Annotated in this window: 17 protein-coding genes; 8 read left to right on the plus strand and 9 right to left on the minus strand. The window is 60.1% G+C overall.

The features are described from left to right. Window positions 1-27 precede the first annotated feature (27 nt). The gene (locus AAAK34_RS16835) at window positions 28-921 is read left to right on the plus strand and encodes a LysR family transcriptional regulator (protein ID WP_231694203.1); all 894 of its coding nucleotides are present in this window, start codon (window positions 28-30) and stop codon (window positions 919-921) included. A 47-nt stretch (window positions 922-968) separates the two neighbouring features. On the opposite strand, the gene AAAK34_RS16840 is transcribed toward AAAK34_RS16835, so the two are convergent. Further along, window positions 969-1,379, minus strand: a complete 411-nt coding sequence (locus tag AAAK34_RS16840; protein ID WP_231694202.1) for a TerB family tellurite resistance protein — start codon at window positions 1,377-1,379, stop codon at window positions 969-971. Between the two features lie 290 nt (window positions 1,380-1,669). Between AAAK34_RS16840 and AAAK34_RS16845 the strand changes: the two genes are divergently transcribed. Further along, window positions 1,670-2,317 (plus strand): hypothetical protein, encoded by a 648-nt coding sequence (locus AAAK34_RS16845; protein ID WP_431777493.1) that lies wholly within the window; start codon window positions 1,670-1,672, stop codon window positions 2,315-2,317. A 112-nt stretch (window positions 2,318-2,429) separates the two neighbouring features. On the opposite strand, the gene AAAK34_RS16850 is transcribed toward AAAK34_RS16845, so the two are convergent. From AAAK34_RS16850 to AAAK34_RS16860, 3 genes are read right to left on the minus strand one after another with little or no spacing between them, the layout of a single operon-like run. Then, a complete protein-coding gene (locus tag AAAK34_RS16850) occupies window positions 2,430-3,965 on the minus strand; it encodes an AMP-binding protein (protein WP_231694200.1) in 1,536 nt (511 codons plus the stop codon). Further along, entirely contained in the window at window positions 3,965-4,867 is a 903-nt protein-coding gene (locus tag AAAK34_RS16855) for an HpcH/HpaI aldolase/citrate lyase family protein (protein WP_231694199.1), read from the minus strand. The genes AAAK34_RS16850 and AAAK34_RS16855 overlap by 1 nt, the downstream gene beginning before the upstream one ends. Then, entirely contained in the window at window positions 4,864-5,343 is a 480-nt protein-coding gene (locus AAAK34_RS16860) for a MaoC family dehydratase (protein WP_431777494.1), read from the minus strand. Before AAAK34_RS16860 ends, AAAK34_RS16855 begins: the two co-directional genes overlap by 4 nt. 147 nt (window positions 5,344-5,490) lie before the next feature. Here AAAK34_RS16860 and AAAK34_RS16865 point away from each other — a divergent pair, with 147 nt between their 5' ends. Genes AAAK34_RS16865 through AAAK34_RS16885 form a run of 5 tightly spaced genes read left to right on the plus strand, consistent with a single transcriptional unit; the run spans window position 5,491 to window position 10,471 of the window. Further along, window positions 5,491-6,942 carry a hydroxymethylglutaryl-CoA synthase family protein gene (locus AAAK34_RS16865; RefSeq protein ID WP_431778034.1) on the plus strand — a complete coding sequence of 484 codons (1,452 nt, stop codon included), beginning with the start codon at window positions 5,491-5,493 and terminating at the stop codon, window positions 6,940-6,942. A 24-nt stretch (window positions 6,943-6,966) separates the two neighbouring features. Next, on the plus strand, window positions 6,967-8,169 hold the full coding sequence (locus AAAK34_RS16870; RefSeq protein WP_231694196.1) for an acetyl-CoA acetyltransferase: 1,203 nt from the start codon (window positions 6,967-6,969) through the stop codon (window positions 8,167-8,169). 29 nt (window positions 8,170-8,198) lie between these two features. Continuing rightward, window positions 8,199-9,098 carry an SDR family oxidoreductase gene (locus AAAK34_RS16875; protein ID WP_231694195.1) on the plus strand — a complete coding sequence of 300 codons (900 nt, stop codon included), beginning with the start codon at window positions 8,199-8,201 and terminating at the stop codon, window positions 9,096-9,098. Window positions 9,099-9,111: 13 nt separating this feature from the next. Further along, window positions 9,112-9,792 (plus strand): 3-oxoacid CoA-transferase subunit A, encoded by a 681-nt coding sequence (locus AAAK34_RS16880; RefSeq protein ID WP_231694194.1) that lies wholly within the window; start codon window positions 9,112-9,114, stop codon window positions 9,790-9,792. Further along, complete coding sequence (locus AAAK34_RS16885; protein ID WP_431777495.1) at window positions 9,782-10,471, plus strand: 3-oxoacid CoA-transferase subunit B; 690 nt, start codon at window positions 9,782-9,784, stop codon at window positions 10,469-10,471. The genes AAAK34_RS16880 and AAAK34_RS16885 overlap by 11 nt, the downstream gene beginning before the upstream one ends. A gap of 111 nt (window positions 10,472-10,582) precedes the next feature. On the opposite strand, the gene AAAK34_RS16890 is transcribed toward AAAK34_RS16885, so the two are convergent. The 3 genes from AAAK34_RS16890 to AAAK34_RS16900 are packed head-to-tail and all read right to left on the minus strand — an operon-like array spanning window position 10,583 to window position 14,257. After that, window positions 10,583-12,121 carry an AMP-binding protein gene (locus tag AAAK34_RS16890; protein WP_231694193.1) on the minus strand — a complete coding sequence of 513 codons (1,539 nt, stop codon included), beginning with the start codon at window positions 12,119-12,121 and terminating at the stop codon, window positions 10,583-10,585. A 15-nt stretch (window positions 12,122-12,136) separates the two neighbouring features. Next, window positions 12,137-13,306: a CaiB/BaiF CoA transferase family protein gene (locus AAAK34_RS16895; RefSeq protein ID WP_231694192.1), complete on the minus strand. Its 1,170-nt coding sequence runs from the start codon at window positions 13,304-13,306 to the stop codon at window positions 12,137-12,139. A gap of 21 nt (window positions 13,307-13,327) precedes the next feature. Continuing rightward, window positions 13,328-14,257 (minus strand): 3-keto-5-aminohexanoate cleavage protein, encoded by a 930-nt coding sequence (locus AAAK34_RS16900; protein WP_231694191.1) that lies wholly within the window; start codon window positions 14,255-14,257, stop codon window positions 13,328-13,330. Between the two features lie 113 nt (window positions 14,258-14,370). Between AAAK34_RS16900 and AAAK34_RS16905 the strand changes: the two genes are divergently transcribed. Further along, window positions 14,371-15,378 carry an NADPH:quinone oxidoreductase family protein gene (locus AAAK34_RS16905; protein ID WP_231694190.1) on the plus strand — a complete coding sequence of 336 codons (1,008 nt, stop codon included), beginning with the start codon at window positions 14,371-14,373 and terminating at the stop codon, window positions 15,376-15,378. Between the two features lie 41 nt (window positions 15,379-15,419). Here AAAK34_RS16905 and AAAK34_RS16910 read toward each other — a convergent pair whose 3' ends face one another. Then, window positions 15,420-16,604, minus strand: coding sequence for a CoA transferase (locus AAAK34_RS16910; protein WP_231694189.1), 1,185 nt, complete (start codon window positions 16,602-16,604; stop codon window positions 15,420-15,422). Further along, entirely contained in the window at window positions 16,601-17,575 is a 975-nt protein-coding gene (locus AAAK34_RS16915; RefSeq protein ID WP_231694188.1) for a tripartite tricarboxylate transporter substrate binding protein, read from the minus strand. Before AAAK34_RS16915 ends, AAAK34_RS16910 begins: the two co-directional genes overlap by 4 nt. Window positions 17,576-17,681: the final 106 nt, after the last annotated feature.

A 17,681-nucleotide genomic window follows, 5' to 3' on the forward strand; every position in this document is an offset into this window, starting at 1 on the left:
ATTCGGATTTTCCGAACCGGAGCGAGCATGCTGAACTTCCGCCACCTTCATTACTTCTGGGTCGTCACCAAGGAAGGCGGCTTTGCCCGAGCGGCCGAGCGGCTGGACATGGCGGTGCAAACCATCAGCGCGCAGGTGCGAGAGCTGGAAAAGTCGCTGGGCCATCAGTTGCTCAAGCCTTCGGGGCGCGGCGTGGCACTCACAGAGGCGGGCCAGGCCGCGTTCACGCGCGCGGAAGAAATATTTCAGCTGGGCCAGGGCATCCCCCACGAGGTGCGTGAAGCGGCCAGCGGTAAGGTGGCGCGCTTGGCAGTAGGCTTCTCCGATGGCATCTCGAAACTCGCGGCCCATGCTTTGCTAGAGCCGGTGCTGGCCACCCCCAACCTGCACCTAGTCTGCCATGAGGGAGAATTTGAACAGCTGCTTGGGGAACTGGCGTTGCATCATCTGGATCTGGTGCTGGCGGGCCAAGCGCCGCCCCGCAACCCCAACCTGCGCCTGTCTAGCGAGCGCTTGGTGCATGCGTCCGTCGATTGGTACGGTCCGACTCACCTGGTCGGCAAGACCGAGCGCGACCGGTTTCCGCAAAGTCTGAGCGAGTTGCCCGTGCTGATGCCAACCGGGCACTCGGCACTGCGAACAACGCTGGAGCACTGGTTCGAGACGCAGGGCCTGCGGCCCCGCATCGTCGGGGAATTCGAGGACAGCGCACTGCTGGCCGTATTCGCCGCTCGTGGGCTGGGCGTATTTCCAGTCAGTCGGATGGGCGCCGGCGACATCGGCCTGATGCGCGGTCTGCGCCTGTTAGGCAGCAGCGATGGCGTGAAGGAGGAGATCCACGCCATCCGGTCGAGCCGTGGTCAACACCACCCCCTGGTGCAAAAAGTGATGGCGGCCGCAGCAGTCCGCAAGGACGCCTGATCCGGCGCCGGGCAAGCCTTCGCCCGGCCCGGCTGAAAAAGCCACGCCTAGGCGCGAGCCAACTGAGCGACATCGCTGATGCGCCAGTGCTTACGCGCGGCCGCCATCACCAGGGCTTCGGCATCGGCCAAATGCTTGTCGGCTTCCGCCGCAGCGGTGGCCATTCGCAGCACCTTGGCCTGCAGTCCTGGCTCATCCACTTCGGCCAAGAACGATGCCAGGATGGCCTCGTCCACGCTGCACATCATCAGGCCGCCGCCGTAGGCCCCCATCAGCAGATCCTCGCACAGCGTGTGTACCACCTTTGCGAACGAGCCTGACGCCATTCCAAACTCATGTTCGAGCTGAAGTTGCTGCAGGGCATCGACTTCCGTACGGCAGACGTGCCCATCGGAGATGAGCACGAGCGCAACGATGCGTGACGCGGCTTCGGGGCTGTTGAGAGAATAGCTGCGCATGATTGAGCTCCGTTTCCTGATAAGTGATCGGGTAGGAACTCAAATGTGCGTCTCGATGGAAATCGATAAAAGCAGAATTTCCGTGCCATATGTTCAGGAAAAACCGAACTCCATGAACTTCATGAGGCCCTGGAGCAATTCACGAGAACACGTGCCCTCCTCCTACCGGGTACTTCGTACCCGACTTGTCACGCATGCACCCAAGGCATTGGAGGCACTACCCGGGTTTGACTGAGCACACGAACTCCGCATAATTGATGAGTTTAGAAAATTCATTGAAGGGGGAGAAAATGAGGAATTCTGGCGTTCTCGCTACGGCGCTTCTTTTCGGGTATTTCGCTGGCGGCGCTCATGCGGCACAGCAGTGCTTCAGCCAAGCGGGAACGTATGGATCGTTGACCATCACAGAAAATGGAACTGGCTGCATTCAAGCTGATGGGCCGCGTTATGGCATCTCGGATTGGGCCGTCATTTCCAACTCCACTTGCAACTTCAACATAAGCCCCCCGGTAGCCGGAGCGAACATCAAGGTAAGGCTGGGCAACATTAATCCGGGGGAGGTCGTGTCCTTTGCGTTGAACGGAAGTCCGTATGCCGTGCAGGCTGCTGACTTGGACAACACGACAACGCCTCCGACCCCCGCCGGGACGCTTTCCTTGTCAGGAACCGATGTCATCGGAAACGCTTCGGGAGGAGACGACGGTGGCAATGGGATTGTCAGCTTCGGCAATGCTCCGAGCCTGGTTTCCAGCGTCACGATTGCCCAGAGCACGCCCCCTGGTTTTGGGGCACTTCTTAATGTCTGCATTGAGGAGCCAGCGACTCCAGTTGTCACGGCGGTCCCCACCCTGACCGAATGGGCGCAGTGCGCTATGGCACTGATGTTGCTGATGTTTGGTGGGCGGTATTTGCGCAGTCAAGCTAGATCCAGGCGCTAAGTCTTTGGTGTCTGTTGCGGATAATAAGGTCCCTGTCTATGCTGGAAGGGCTGGCGAACAATGCGGGCAACTTGGTGTTCTGTCTGCCCGAATACGAGCCCGGCTCCTGCATTTACTTAAGCATCTCCCGAAGCACCCGCTTGAGCAACTTGCCATTTTCATTCCGCGGCAACTCCGCCATGAACTCAATGCTGCGCGGGCATTTGATGCGAGACAGGTTCGCGCGGCATAAAGCCGTCAACTGCTCGGCCAGCTCTGGTGTGCCATCGACCCCAGTCTTGAGCTGAACCACGGCCTTGACTTCCTGACCGTACTCCTCATTCGGCACCCCAATCACGGCCGAATCAGCCACGGCCGGGTGGGTCGCGAGAACATTTTCCACCTCGCGGGGATAGATGTTCACGCCCCCCGAAATAATGAGATCGGTGCGTCTGTCACTGAGATACAGAAACCCCTCTTGGTCCACGTGCCCGAGATCTCCGTAAGTTCCCCAGCCACGACCATTGAAGGCCTGCCGGGTCTTGCCTTGATCATTGTGGTATTCAAAGGCTACGCCGCCATCGAAGTACACCAACCCGATCTCACCTGGGGGAATCTCGACATCCGGGTTGTCTTCCGAGACGATGTGAACGGTGCCGCAAATAGGCCTTCCCACAGAACCTGGGTGAGTCAGCCAATCGCGGGAGTCGATGTATGTCACGCCTACATTCTCGGACCCGCCGTAATATTCTTCAACAACAGGCCCCCACCACTCGATCATGGCGCGTTTGACATGAACCGGGCAGGGCGCAGTCGCGTGAATGGCACACTGCATACTGGAAACGTCATGGGCCTGCCTTACATCCGCCGGCAACGCCAGCATTCGGACGAGCATCGTCGGCACCCAATGCGAGTGCGTCACTTGATCGCGTTCAATTGTCTGAAGCGCCAGGAGTGCATCGAACTTCCCCATGATGACGCAGGTGCCACCGCACTCGATGGTGCGGATGTTGAACCTTCCCAGCGCGTGATACAGCGGAGAGGTGGATAGGTAGACGGTCCGCGAGTCAAAACGGAAGATGGCACGCAGTCGCCGCTCAAGCGGCGGCAGTTTGTGGCGCTGATCAAAAGGTGCAAGGGCCCGCCGTATCCCTTTCGGGAAACCGGTGGTCCCGGATGAGTACATGAACTCCCGGCCCATAGGGCGATCCGGAAGCGACCTCACCTCTGAGAACTCTTCCATGGCGCTTGAATATGAAGCAAACCCTGGCGCCCCTCCGTGCACCAGGTAACGATGCGGTAGTTCCGCAGGCCCCAACAAACTCACCGCTTCAGTTGCGAGCACAGCGGTGGCGCCACTGGCCAACAGGGCAGCCGCCCCGCAGTCACGCAACATGTAGGCAACTTCCGCAGCCTTCAAATGCGTGCTGATAGGCACGTAATACAGCCCCGCTCTACGCGCGCCCCACCACAGCTCGAAAGTCCGCAGATGATTTTCAAGCAAAAGCCCGATCGTGTCGCCCGGCTGCAGGCCCAACGAGATCAGCCATTGCGCCGCCCGGTTGCCACGCTCATCAAGCTCGCGATAGCTTAATTCTCCACTGCCATCGGCCATTCGAATGGCCGTCTTATCGGGTTGCCTTAGCGCCCACTCGTGCAACGCTGCCATTAATTTTTTCCTACGCGTTCGACCAATTCGAGCACTCTTCTCGCCTGCTTGAGGTGCGGCATGTCCAGCATCTTGCCCTCGATCCCCACCGTGCCAATGCCAGGGTTGGCTGCAAACGCCTCGACCACACGCCGCGACCAGGCGACCTCCTCCGCCGCGGGCGTGAATGCCTCATTGATGGCATCTACCTGCCCAGGGTGGATGGCAATTTTTCCTGTGTAGCCGGAACGGCGCGATTGCTGTGCCTCGTTCTTCAGACCATCGCTGTCCCGGTAGTCTCCCCAGATGGTGTCGACCGGCTGCACATTGGCGGCCACCGCTCCGGCAAGACACAAGGCCTTGGCCAGCGAGTACACCGTGTCGTACTCACCGGTAGGCCGGCGATTGGCGCTCGCACCCAAAGCTGCCGCGATGTCTTCCGCACCCCAGGTCAATCCGTGCAAGCGGGTGCTGGAGCCTGCGTAGCTGCCCAGCGCGAACAACGACTGGGGCGTTTCAGTGGCGACGGGCATGATGCTTGTCTGGCCTGAACTCAGGCCTTCTCGCACTTCCAGCGCGTCCAGACAATGTGAAAGGCGAGTCACATCGGCAGGTCCATTGACCTTGGGCAGCAAAATGCCGTCCGGCGCGCCCGCAACTACAGCCGCCAGATCCAGCATCGCGGCCGACGTATCCAAAGGATTGATCCGAACCCAGAGTTTCTGCCTGGTGCGATCCGGCCGGGATTTCAGATAGTCGACCACCATGCCTCTGGCCAGGTGCGTGCGTGACGGAGCCACCGCGTCTTCCAGGTCAAGGATCAATGCATCGGCCAGCGAATCTGCCCCTTTGAGCAGCTTGCGCTCGCTGTCTCCGGGCACGAACAGGAGCGACCGAAGAGGTAAGTTGGCCTGACCGGTCATGCCTTCTCCTTGGGCAGACGGTGCATCAGCGCACTGCGCCGGCAGGATGCCACCAGTTCGTCGCGCTGGTTGTATGCAGTGTGCTCGAACAACACAATGCCGTTGTCCGGACGCGACCGGCTTTCGCGCTTTTCCAGTACCTTGCTTTGCACGTGCAGGGTGTCGCCCGCAAAAACTGGGCGCGGAAATCTGACCTCATCCCACCCCAGGTTTCCCACTGTGGTGCCGAGCGTCGTGTCTCCCACCGAGATGCCGACCATCAGCCCCAGGGTGAACGCACTGTTCATGAGCGGTCTTCCGAATTCCGTGGTCTTCGCATATTCGGCATCGATATGTATGGCAGCCGGGTTGTGCGTCATGGTGCTGAACAGAAGATTGTCAGTTTCCGTGACCGTTCGGCGTATGTCATGAACAAACACCTGGCCTACGTCGAACTGTTCAAAGTACAAACCCGCCATTTTCAAATTACCTCGCATATATTGTGTGCATGCATAACATATTCATTGAAATTCAATGAAACATCAAGTGGTACTAGTGTTTACCCTGAATCATGCATTGCACATACAAGATTGTGGTATGGTTGCATACTATTATCAAGCCATGAAGGATGACAGAGCGTGCCAATGACAACAGCCTATGGCATCACGGGTTTCGGAGGCTACGTACCCCGCTTGAGACTGGAACGGTCCGCCATAGCTGCGGCACACCAATGGATGGCACCGGCACTCAAGGCTCTCGCAAAAGGGCAGCGCGCCTTCTGTGGATGGGACGAAGACAGCGCCACCATGGGGGTGGAAGCCGCCAGGGACGCGCTGAACGAACGCCCTCGGAGCGACATCTCCCGACTGGTGTTCGCCTCCACCACGCACCCTTTTGCGGATCTTCAAAACGCTGCCATCATTGCCAATGCGTTAGGCTTGCCCGACCACATCCGGACGCTGGACATCGGCCAGTCGCAAAGAGCCGGCACCGCTGGACTATTGGGAGCGCTCTCTGAGGCTTCGGGCCCCGCCCTTTTCATTGCCAGTGATCGGCCGCGTGGCAAACCTGCCAGCGTGCAGGAAATAGGCAATGGCGCGGGTGCTGCAGCGTTCACACTCGGAACCGATGGGGTTATCGCCGAACTGCGCGGCTCGGCCAGCAGAAGCGCCATGTTTGTGGACCATTTCCGGGCAGCAGACGGAAGATACGACTACTTCTGGGAGGAACGCTGGATTCGCGACGAAGGCTACATGAAGCTGGTGCCACCCGTCATTTCCGCGGCCCTGGCTCAAGCCGACGTGGCAGCCAAAGATATTCGGCACTTCATCCTGCCTTCGAGTTTCAAAGGCATCGCCGCTTCAGTCGCACGCAGCGCAGGCATCCCGGCCGAAGCCGAGGCTGATTCGCTGACCGCTTGCTGCGGCTATGCCGGCAGCGCCCACGCATTGCTGATGCTGGCCCATGTGCTGGAGCGCGCCCAGGCAGGCGATCATATTCTGCTGGTCGGCTTCGGACAGGGATGCGATGCGCTCGTGCTGCGCGTGACCGACGCCATTGGCAGCATCAACCCGCGCAGGGGCATCAGCGGCGCACTCGCCGATGCACTCAATACGGATGCCTACCTGCGCCTGCTGGCGAATGAAGGAGGTATCGATCTGGACTGGGGCATGCGCGCGGAGCGGCCTGTGAAGACCGCCCTGACCGAGCAGTACCGCTCGAACGATCAGATCGCTCAATTTCAGGCAGGCAAATGTCGTGCTTGCGGTACGGTTCAGTTTCCACAGCTACCGTTTTGCGTGAGCCCGGCCTGCAACGCTCCGGCAAGTCAGTTCGATCAGGTAGGGCTGGCAGATGTCAAGGCGCACGTGATGACATTCACTGCGGACTGGCTCTCTTATCACCCCGCCCCGCCACTGTATGTGGGTTTCGTGCAGTTTGAAAACTCGGCTCGGCTGATGATGGAGATCGTCGACGTTGGGCCTGCAGGCCTCGAAGTCGGCACACCAGTGAATATGGTATTCCGAATCAAGGACATGGACAAGGCGCGCCAGTATCCGCGCTACTTCTGGAAAGCCACGCCTGCGAAGGCTTAACTGGCACCCACTGGAAATTAGGAAATGGCTACAGGCATCAAGGACAAAGTCGCCATACTTGGCATGGGGTGCTCGCGCTTTGGCGAGCGCTGGGACGCAGGCACAGCCGATTTGCTCGCGGAGGCCTTCACCGAGGCCCTGGCCGATGCGGGGATCGAGCGCCGACAAATTGAAGCGGCATGGTACGGGTCAGGCATGGATTCGATCAATGTCGGCAATTCCGCCATTCCAGCCTCCATGGCGCTCAGGCTGGATGGAATTCCCGTCAGTCGAGTCGAAAACATGTGCGCCACCGGAACGGAAGCCCTGCGCAGCGCAACATATGCGGTGGCATCGGGTGCGGTCGATATCGCTCTGGCGATTGGCGCGGAAAAACTGAAGGACACCGGATATGGTGGCCTCCCCACTCCGTTCAAGGGCACCTTGAATGACTTGTGGCTGAACCTGGGCTCCGCACCTGCGGGATTCGCCCAACTGGCAGCAGGCTACCGGGCCAAACACGGTATTTCGCCTGAGCGCCTGAAAGAGGCGCTCGCCCACATATCGTGGAAGAGCCATGAAAACGGCGTGCTCAGCCCGAAGGCCCATCTCCGCAAGCGGGTCAGCATGGAGCAAATTTTGAACGCCCCGATGATCGCTGAGCCTCTCGGCCTGTTCGATTGTTGCGGGGTGAGCGATGGCGCGGCAGCGGCCATCGTGACGACGCCGGAAATCGCCCGAGCATTAGGCAAGCGTGACATGGTGACGGTCAAGGCGATTCAACTGGCCATCGGTTCCGGTGTGGAATCGTCCACCAGCCAGTGGGACGGCGCCAGCGTGCGCACTACCCGCCTGGCAGCCCGAAAGGCCTATGCGGAAGCCGGAATTGAGAACCCGCGCAACGACCTGGACCTGATCGAAGTACACGACTGCTTTTCTGTCACCGAACTGGTAACCATGGAAGACCTGTTCATTTCCCCGGAAGGCCAGGCAGTAGACGACGTTCTGGGCGGTTTCTACGACCGCACCGGCGAAGGTGTCCCCTGCCAGGTTGACGGGGGCCTCAAGTGCTTCGGCCATCCGATTGGCGCGACAGGCCTTCGCATGGCCTATGAGGTGTACACGCAGTTGCTCGGCAGAGCAGGAGAGCGACAACTGCCCTCACCTTCCGTGGGTTTGACGCACAACCTGGGCGGCGTTCCGTTTCAGGGCATTGCCGCGATCTCCATTCTCGGCCTTCACGCCTGAGTGCAAATCTATTGAAAGAAGGATTGAAAATGAAATTGTGTGAAGGTCGAATCGCCATCGTGACCGGCGCGGGTCGGGGTCTCGGACGAGCCCACGCGCTGATGCTGGCAAAGCATGGCGCCAAGGTGGTTGTCAATGACCTGGGATCCACCGCGGACGGTATAGGTCAGGACAATACGCCCGCGCAGCAAGTCGTAGAGGAAATCCGCGGCGCTGGCGGCGAAGCAGTGGCGAACGCTTCCAACGTGGCCACCTGGGAAGGCGCCAAATCCTTGATCGACACGGCCGTGAGTCATTTCGGGGGCCTCGATATCCTGATCAACAACGCTGGCATCCTGCGTGACCGCATGCTCGTCAACATGACCGAGCAGGAATGGGATTCGGTGACCAACGTTCACTTGAAGGGAACATTTGCGCCTACGCACCACGCTGCCAACTACTGGCGCCAGCAAAGCAAGGAAGGCAAAAAGGTGGATGCGCGCGTCATCAACACCAGCTCGCACTCCGGGCTGTTTTGCAACATTGGTCAGGCCAACTATGCGGCCGCCAAGGCGGGCATTGCAGCCTTCTCTCTGGTTGCCGCGCGGGAGTTGCAGCGCTACGGAGTGACCGTGAACGCCATCGCACCGCGGGCCACCACGCGCATGACCGAAGGGCTTGTCCAATGGACACCCGAACAGCTGGAGCGAAGAGAGCCGGAATGGATCGCGGCACTTGTCACATGGCTGGCCAGCAGTGAGGCCAGCGGGGTCAGTGGGCGGGTGTTCGAAGCCTGGGGCTACGGCTACTCAGTGGCCGAAAGCTGGCAGCACGGCCCCCTCGCCGAGGCTAGCAAGAGTCCTAAAGCCCTGGGCCCAGAGATCATGCGCATCGTTAGAGAGGCGCGCAAGAACGCGGGCATTGATCGCGACACCTGGATGGACATTTGACCTCCTGAACGACATGCTCGACAAGACCACTCCCAATCTGCGCGAGGCCGTCGCGGAGATCCCCGACGGAGCGACAGTGCTCGTTGGCGGCTTCGGTGGTTCAGGCGCCCCGCTCGGCCTGCTCAGCGCACTGGTGGAGCAGGGTGCACGTGATCTGGTGATCGTCAGCAACAACGCCGGTAGCGGCCCGGAGGGTCTCAATGCCTTGATTGGAGCCGGACGGGTGCGCAAACTCATTTGCTCCTACCCACGTTCACCAGACAAACAGAACCCGCTCGCAGCGGCTTTCGAACACTTGTACCGCGCTGGAAAAATAGAACTGGAATGCGTACCTCAGGGTACCCTGGTTGAACGCATGCGAGCCGCCGGCGCCGGTCTTGGACCGTTCTTCTCACCCACAGGCTACGGCACACTGCTGGCAGAAGGCAAGGAAAGCCGTGTGATTGACGGGGTGGGCTACGTGCTGGAGCAACCCATCCGCGCGGACTTCGCACTGGTCAAGGCCGACCGCGCAGATCGATGGGGCAACCTCACCTACCGTTTGGCCGGGCGCAACTTTGCACCTGTGATGTGCACGGCAGCGCGGTGCACCATTGCGCAGGTCCGCGAGATCGTGCCTTTGGGCACGCTGTCGCCCGAGCAGGTCATGACACCAGCAATATTCGTCCAGAAAGTGGTTCTCCATGCCGGTTGAAGACATCACGCCACTACGCCTGAACCGCCAATCCATCGCCCGGCTGGTGGCGAGCGACATTCCCGATGGTTCCTTTGTCAATCTAGGTATCGGCTTGCCGGTGCTGGTAGCCGGACAGCTTCCGCCTGGACGCGAGATCATCTTGCACAGCGAAAACGGCATTCTGGGCATGGGGCCCGTCGATCCAGCCGTGGTTCCCGACCCCGATCTCATCAATGCAGGCAAGGAGTTTGTCGGCCTGCTGGCAGGTGCCTCGATCTGCGATAGCGTGCTGTCCTTCACCATGATGCGCGGAGGACACCTGGACTTGAGTGTTTTGGGGGGACTTGAAGTCTCAGCCCGAGGCGATCTGGCGAACTGGCACACGGGTGCTCCAGACGCGATCCCTGGTGTCGGCGGAGCGATGGATCTGGCCACGGGCGCCAAGCGCACTTTCGTCATGATGGAGCATCAAACCCGCGACGGACGCCCCAAGGTGGTCGAGTCCTGCAGCTTGCCTTTGACTGGTGCTGGAGTGGTGGATCGGATCTACACGGACCTGGCAATCATTGATGTCGAACCAGACGGACTCTGGGTCCAAGGCATAGTTGAAGGCTTGACCTTCGAGCAACTTCAGGCGAGAACGGGGGCGGCTTTGAAAAAGCGACCCGAGTGCGGAGTGTTGCTTCTTGACCAGTAGTCTGAGCTATCCTTGACTCAGATCGCATGAACTCAACGCCCCTGAAATATCGGGGGGGCGCTCGACGATCAGACGCTGTTCCTGTGTCATGGGTGCATTGCCTATCTAGGTTCAAGCGCCCTGTGTCGGGTTTTCAGTCGACAGCAGACGCCGCAGTTCACGCCTCAGCAACTTGCCCTGCGCGCTATACGGCAGACTCTCTACAAGTCTGATCTCGCGAGGACGCTTGATGCGGCCCAGCCGCTCAAGAGCGAAGGCATTGACGGCGGCCATCAAAGCAGCCGGATCAGAGCTTGCCCGGCGCGGCACCACGAACGCCACCGGACGTTCTCCGAACTCGCTGTCTGGTGCACCAACCACCGCCACTTCGGAGATGTCGGGCATGTTTGCCAGTGCCGCTTCCAGTTCCTGAGGATAGATATTCACTCCGCCGGAAATGATCATGTCGTCCAGGCGGTCGGTCAGGAACAGGTACCCATCCGCATCCACGTAGCCCACATCACCAAAAGTCTGCCAACCTTGGCGACTGGTTCGGGCGGCAGTTTTCTCCGGAGAGCGGTGGTAGGCGAAGGACGCTATTCCCGAGAAAAACACCCGACCCGCCTGGCCAGGAGGAAGCTCCTCGTCATCGTCGCCAAGGATGTGCAGTTCGCCCTTTCTGGCCCGTCCTACCGACCCTGGGTGCTGCAGCCATTCCTGCGAAGTAATAGCCGTCAGTCCGACGCCCTCGCTTCCTGAGTAATACTCCTCCAGAATCGGCCCCCACCATTCGATCATCGCCCGCTTGACCGGGACGGAACAGGGCGCGGCGGAATGCAACGCGAGCCTATGATGTGGTGCCCTGAACCGCGCACGCCCCTCATCATCAAGTGCGAGCAAACGCTGAAACATGGTCGGGACCCATTGGGAATGCGTGATCTGCTCCCGCTCTAGAAGATCCAGTGCCCTTACGGCCTCAAACCGAGGCATCACAAATACCGACCCGCCCGCCGCAAGGAACGCCAGCCCAAACCTCAAAGGCGCCGCATGGTAAAGCGGCGCCGTGGAAAGATAACGGGAGCCCTCGGACACATCGAACATGGCTATCAAATCCTGCGCGAAGGGAGGACAGGCCGAGACGGCTTTCGGAAGTGCTCGCCACACTCCCTTTGGATGGCCGGTGGTGCCCGATGTGTACATCATCAGCGCGCCGGAGGACTCATCGGCGATGGGGGTGCTTGGCACCTGCTCCAGCAAGTGCTCTAAAGACTGGAATCCAGGTACATCGCCGCCGAGAGCAAACCAGGCCGGCGAAGAATCCACCAAGGAAGGCAGCTCGGTCAAAATTTGTCCGAGACAGGCGTGCGCAAGCACCACGCGTGCACCGCAGTCACGAACAATGTGGGCCACGGCCTCCGCCGAAGAGGTAGAGGGCAAGGGCGTGATGTAGGCGCCAGCACGGTAAGCTCCCCACACCAACGCGAACACTGATGCGTCGTTGCCAACAAGTACCGCGACGTGGTCTCCGCGCTCCACCCCCTGACGCCGAAGCACGTGGGCGATCCGGTTGGCCAGTGCCTCAAGCTCGCCGTAGGTGGTATCCATTTCACCCACGCGCACAGCCAGTCGTTGCGGATCCTTGCTCGCCCAATACCGGAGGTCCAGCGTCATGTTTCCTCGCTCTCATCAGGAACGCAGCACGTGATCGTCACGCAGGCGCCCGATCTCGGTGCTGGAATAGCCAGCCATGTGCAAAAGCTCGTCCGTTACCGCTGCTTCGCGCTGGGGCGGGGGCGGCAGCCTGCGCTCAACGTCGCTGAAGCGCGGCGCCGGCCCCGGCACCAGCGCACCAGCGGCGTCCACGAATGTAGCGCGCGCGACGTTGTGCGGATGATGAGGCGCTTCGGACAATGAAAGCACAGGGGAAACACAAGCATCGCTGCCCTGAAACAGCGCACACCATTCGTCACGTGTGCGCGTTACAAATAGCTGATCAAGCCGCTCGCGCAGCCTCGGCCAATTTTCCTGCTCCCCCCGCCCATTCATGAGCGGGTCTTGCTTCAAACCCAGTCGTGAGAGAAAGCTCTCGTAAAACTGGGGCTCCAATGGACCAATGGCCACGAATTTTCCATCGGCACACCGATAGACGCCATAGTGCGGTGCCGCACCGTCCAGCATGTTGGCGCCACGCTCGTCGCGCCAGGAACCCGCAGCCAGTTTGGCATAGAAAGGCGCCATCAACAGCGCCGCGCCGTCGCTCATTGCCGCATCCACCACCTGCCCGCGCCCGGTGCGTGCTGCTTGCAGCAAGGCACTGGTCACGCCAAACGCGAGCAACGCCCCGCCCCCACCGAAATCTCCCACGAGGTTGAGGGGTGGCACCGGATGTTCGGGCACGCCAATGGCATGCAGGGCACCAGATAACGCGATGTAGTTGATGTCGTGCCCCGCCTCGCTTGCCAATGGACCGCCCTGGCCCCACCCCGTCATGCGAGCGTAAACGAGGCTTGGCCGGCGCGCCAGGCATGCGTCGGGCCCCAGCCCCAACCGCTCCATCACGCCCGGCCTGTATCCTTCTACCAGAGCATCGGCGTGCTGCAGCATTCGCAGCACCACTTCAACGCCCTGCGGTTGTTTCAGATCCAGACAGATGCAACGCCGCCCCCGCAACAGCGGATCCTGATCCGGGTTAGTTGCTCCGGACAAGGACGCGGCACCCGACTGCCGCTCAATACGAATGACCTGCGCGCCTGCGTCGGCCAGCAGGGTGACTCCAAATGGCGCGGGTCCGATGCCAGCCATCTCGATGATGGTGAGCCCGGCTAGTGGGCCTTCGTTGCCTGAGTTTCCGTCCATACGATGAAGACCTGAAGACGGCTAGAACGCGACCTCATCTTGGCCCTTGAGTTGAAGGATTGCGCGCGCCTCTGTCGGCGTTGCCACCTCTAGCCCCAAACCCTCGATGATTTCTCGCACCTTCAGCACTTGCTCAGCGTTCGTTCGGGCCAACTGACCTGCTCCGATCCACAGACTGTCTTCCAACCCCACCCTCACGTTTCCGCCCATGGATGCAGCCATGGCTGCCACCGGCATCTGGTTTCGCCCCGCGCCAAGCACCGACCAGCGATAGGCGTTGCCGAACAGGCGGTCAGCGGTGCGCTTCATATGCATCACATCCTCTGGGTGTGCGCCAATGCCGCCCAGAATGCCGAACACGGTCTGGACAAAGAACGGCGCCTCGACCAAGCCCTTGTCGACGAAGTACGCCAGGTTGTACAGGTGCGAGGTGTCATAGCACTCGAACTCGTAACGCGTGCGATTGGGGGCCAATTCGCGCAACGAAGTTTCTATGTCGCCATAGGTATTGCGGAAAATAAGATCTTTGCTGCCCTCCAGGTATGGACGCTCCCAGTCATGCTTGAATTCCTTGAAGCGGTTCAACATGGGAAATAGGCCAAACCCCATGGTGCCCATGTTCATGGAAGCCACCTCCGGCTTGAGCACCAGTGCGGGCTGAAGACGCTCCTGAACACTCATGTAGGGCGAACCACCAGTGGTGAGATTGACGACCGCGTCACACTCTTGCCTGATCTTCTCCAGGAATGGCCGGAAGGCCTCGGGCCGCTGGTCCGGCCTTCCCGTGAGGGGATCTCGCGCATGCAAGTGGATGATTGCGGCACCCGCGCGAGCCGCCTCGATGGAAGACTCCGCGATCTCCTCCGGAGTAACCGGAAGATACGGCGACATGGAGGGCGTATGTATGGCACCCGTCACGGCGCAGCTGATAATGACTTTCCCACGCGACATCTGAAGTCTCCTCATACCGAACGGTTACCCGCCGATGTTTTCGATGTTAAATACGTTCAATATCATATGGTACAGTACCTTTCGAAGAAGAACAACTGAACTGGAGACAGATCATGAAGGCGCTGATGTGCGAAGGCTGGAACGGCTACAAAGGCTTGAAGTTTGTCGATGCACCACCTCCCGCGTTGCCGGCCGGCTGCGTTCGCATCGCCGTGGCGTACGCCACGGTGAGCTTCGGTCAGTTGCTTGTGGTGGCAGGAAAATATCAGCGCAAGCCTCCTCTGCCTTTCATTCCTGGCACCGAAGTTTCCGGCTTGATCCTTGAAGCGGCACCTGACGTGTCAGACTTCAAACCGGGCGATCGCGTGGCGGCCAGCCTGGACTGGGGTGGATACGGCGAGCAAGCCATTGCCACGGCGGAAACCGTATGGCACGTGCCGGATGACGTTCAACTGCGAGACGCCGCAACCATCCCCCTGACCTACGGCACCTCGTATGCTGCGCTCCATTGGCGAGGTGGACTCACCTCCGGCCAAACACTGCTGGTTCATGGAGCTGCGGGTGGCGTCGGTCTGCCAACCCTTGAGTTGGGCAAACTAGCAGGAGCGCGTGTGCTCGCGGTGGCCAGCACGAATGAGCGGCTGGAATTAGCTCGGGCGCACGGAGCGGATGAAGGCCTGCTACACACCGAACCCGATCTCGCGCAGCGCGTGAAGGAATTGACGGGCGGGCGTGGTGCCGATCTGGTGTTCGATCCGGTGGGAGGAGCTCTGTTCGACGAAACACTGCGCTGCACGGCACCACTGGGTCGCATCCTGGTGATCGGGTTTGCCAGCGGCACCATTCCCCAGATACCTGCCAACATCCTGTTGGTAAAGAATATCGAAGTCATCGGCTTCAACTTCGGGCTCTATCTGGGATGGTCGCCTGTGGATGAGCGCAAGCGACATGCGACGAAACTTCGAACGATGATGGACACACTTTTCAAGTTGGCCCTTGAAGGGCGCATCAAACCAACATCTTCCGACTGCTACCCGCTGCGAGATTTTGCGTCAGCGTTTGAGGCGGTGGAAAGCCGTCGATCCTTTGGCAGGGTTCTGATTGAAGTCAATGGCGGTTGACGGGTCGTCTTCACTCGCTTGCAGGTGCCCGGAAGTACGGATCAATCGACCAGCACCTTTTCTGCGCGCAGCATAGCCACCTCATGCGTTGAATACCCCGCCTCGGCCAACACCGCATCATTGTCAGCACCCACCTCAGGCGCCGGCGTTGGCAGGCTGGCAGAATCCGCGCTCGGATAGCGTGCAAAAGGCAGCGCTCCAACACCAGCTTGCTCAATCTCTCCAAAAAGCCCCTGCTGGCGGGCTTGCGGATGCTGCACCAACTGAGCGTGATTGAGCACCTCGGCATGCAGCACACCGTGGCGACGTAAATGCGCCACCCACGATGCAGATGGCTGGCGCTTTAAGCATTCCGCTGTAGCCGCATTGAGTTCGCAAGCGTGAGTCAACCGCGACCCCATGGTCGCGAAGCGCGTGTCGTTCTTCCACGCGGTCTGCTCCAACGCATCGCACAATGAAGCGAACATCGCCTCATTGCCAATGGCTAAGGATATGAAACCATCCGCGGTCTGGAATACGCCGCTGGGCGCGCTGGCAGCGGAAGGAGCGGATGCCCCGTATGCCGCGCGAATCGCGCTGTCCACAATAGCTGAGGCCTGAAACGATGCACAGGCTTGCAACAGCGACACGCTTACATGGGAGCCCTGTGCCACCCTTTCGCGGTGAAGCAGGGCCGCCGTCGTCATCTGCGCGGCATACAAGGCAGTGGCGATGTCGGCCACCTGCAGCCCGATGCGTCGTGGGGTGCCTGATTCGTCTTGATTGACGACCATCATGCCTGTCATGGCTTGCATCACAGTGTCGGTCGCTGGCACATCAGCAAGAGGCCCCTCTGCGCCAAAACCGGAGATCGATACATAAATCAGACGTGGATCTTCCTCGCGCAGTTTCTTCTCACCCAGGCCAAGGCGCTCAGCGACACCCGGGCGAAAACTCTGCACGACAATGTCCGCCTGGCGTGCCAGACGCCGCGCGACGGCGACGCCTTGAGGCCGCCGAAGATCAAGACAGACGCTGCGCTTGCCAGCATTGCATGCGATCACTGGGGCGGTGAACCCGACCACAGGCGCGAACCCCATCTTGCGCGCCCAGTCACCGCCGGGTGGCTCCAGCTTGATGACTTCAGCCCCCTGTTGCTGCAAGATCGACGTGCAATATGGCCCGGCGATGCCCTGGCTCAAATCCAGGACACGCAGGCCCGCCAGCACGGTCGATAAGTGGCTCATTCAAAGCTAATATTGGGCAACTCTGAGAAGACCTTGGTCCACCGCGCGAGTTCGTCATTCATCGCAGCTGCAGACGCGGCCGCATCCATTCCTGTGGCGTCCGCGCCGAACACAGCGAACCTGGCCTTGAACTCGGGCGATTTGACTATTTTTACGGTTTCGGCCGAAAGCTTGTCAACAATGGCTTTGGGCGTACCCGCGGGAGCGAAAAGCCCCCACCAAGGAGAAAACGGCTCCATACCGGTCACACCCTGCTCGGCGAAGGTCGGCACATCCGGCAAGGAGCCCGAACGGTGGTTGCCAGACACGGCCAGCGGACGCAGTTTTCCATCCTTAACGAAAGGCGCCGGCACCCCGATATCTGCCACCGCGAACTGAATCTGTCCGCCGACCAGCGCGGTGATTTGCGGCGAAACTCCAGCGTACGGAACATGAATCAGCTTGATGTCCGCTTGCTTGCTAAGGTATTCACCCAGCAGATGCGCGCTCGATCCGTTGCCATATGAACCGTAGCTAAGCTCCCCCGGCTTGGCCTTGGCTGCAGCGACCAATTCCCTGACCGATTTCACTGGCACTGTCGTGTTGGCATAGAGCACCAGCGGTGTCGTGCCCACATGTGAGACCGCGATCAAGTCCTTTCGGACATCGTAGGGAAGATTTTTGCGTGTGAACGGCGCCATCACGATGGGGGTGCTGGTGGTGAAGAGCAGCGTATAACCATCCGGATCGGCTTTGGCGACCTGGGCGGTACCCAGCGTTTGCGCTGCACCCGGCTTATTCTCCACCACCACGGTTTGGCCCAAGGCCTTGGTGAGCCCCTCCCCGACCAGACGCGCGACCACGTCACTCGGCCCTCCGGCGTTGGCAGGAACAATCATTTTGATCGGCTTGACCGGATAGGCCGACTGGGCATGGGCCGGTGCAGCCGCACCGAACGCCAATCCAAGAAGCAAAAGAATGCGACGGTTCATGCTTGTCTCCTGAAGAAATTTAGTTATCTCGCATATCGTATGCACCCAATACGACTCCGTCAACAGCGATTTCCCGGCTTCGACCGGAAAACTGACGGATCGCGAT

It is taken from the genome of Ottowia caeni (genome assembly GCF_050821495.1).
GTDB lineage: Bacteria > Pseudomonadota > Gammaproteobacteria > Burkholderiales > Burkholderiaceae_C > Ottowia > Ottowia caeni.

What these genes read in the sequence shown, in the direction of transcription:
- AAAK34_RS16835 (WP_231694203.1), top strand. Translation starts at nt 28, where the DNA reads ATGCTGAACTTCCGCCACCTTCATTACTTCTGGGTCGTCACCAAGGAA.
- AAAK34_RS16840 (WP_231694202.1), bottom strand. Translation starts at nt 1,379, where the DNA reads ATGCGCAGCTATTCTCTCAACAGCCCCGAAGCCGCGTCACGCATCGTT.
- AAAK34_RS16845 (WP_431777493.1), top strand. Translation starts at nt 1,670, where the DNA reads ATGAGGAATTCTGGCGTTCTCGCTACGGCGCTTCTTTTCGGGTATTTC.
- AAAK34_RS16850 (WP_231694200.1), bottom strand. Translation starts at nt 3,965, where the DNA reads ATGGCAGCGTTGCACGAGTGGGCGCTAAGGCAACCCGATAAGACGGCC.
- AAAK34_RS16855 (WP_231694199.1), bottom strand. Translation starts at nt 4,867, where the DNA reads ATGACCGGTCAGGCCAACTTACCTCTTCGGTCGCTCCTGTTCGTGCCC.
- AAAK34_RS16860 (WP_431777494.1), bottom strand. Translation starts at nt 5,343, where the DNA reads ATGCGAGGTAATTTGAAAATGGCGGGTTTGTACTTTGAACAGTTCGAC.
- AAAK34_RS16865 (WP_431778034.1), top strand. Translation starts at nt 5,491, where the DNA reads ATGACAACAGCCTATGGCATCACGGGTTTCGGAGGCTACGTACCCCGC.
- AAAK34_RS16870 (WP_231694196.1), top strand. Translation starts at nt 6,967, where the DNA reads ATGGCTACAGGCATCAAGGACAAAGTCGCCATACTTGGCATGGGGTGC.
- AAAK34_RS16875 (WP_231694195.1), top strand. Translation starts at nt 8,199, where the DNA reads ATGAAATTGTGTGAAGGTCGAATCGCCATCGTGACCGGCGCGGGTCGG.
- AAAK34_RS16880 (WP_231694194.1), top strand. Translation starts at nt 9,112, where the DNA reads ATGCTCGACAAGACCACTCCCAATCTGCGCGAGGCCGTCGCGGAGATC.
- AAAK34_RS16885 (WP_431777495.1), top strand. Translation starts at nt 9,782, where the DNA reads ATGCCGGTTGAAGACATCACGCCACTACGCCTGAACCGCCAATCCATC.
- AAAK34_RS16890 (WP_231694193.1), bottom strand. Translation starts at nt 12,121, where the DNA reads ATGACGCTGGACCTCCGGTATTGGGCGAGCAAGGATCCGCAACGACTG.
- AAAK34_RS16895 (WP_231694192.1), bottom strand. Translation starts at nt 13,306, where the DNA reads ATGGACGGAAACTCAGGCAACGAAGGCCCACTAGCCGGGCTCACCATC.
- AAAK34_RS16900 (WP_231694191.1), bottom strand. Translation starts at nt 14,257, where the DNA reads ATGTCGCGTGGGAAAGTCATTATCAGCTGCGCCGTGACGGGTGCCATA.
- AAAK34_RS16905 (WP_231694190.1), top strand. Translation starts at nt 14,371, where the DNA reads ATGAAGGCGCTGATGTGCGAAGGCTGGAACGGCTACAAAGGCTTGAAG.
- AAAK34_RS16910 (WP_231694189.1), bottom strand. Translation starts at nt 16,604, where the DNA reads ATGAGCCACTTATCGACCGTGCTGGCGGGCCTGCGTGTCCTGGATTTG.
- AAAK34_RS16915 (WP_231694188.1), bottom strand. Translation starts at nt 17,575, where the DNA reads ATGAACCGTCGCATTCTTTTGCTTCTTGGATTGGCGTTCGGTGCGGCT.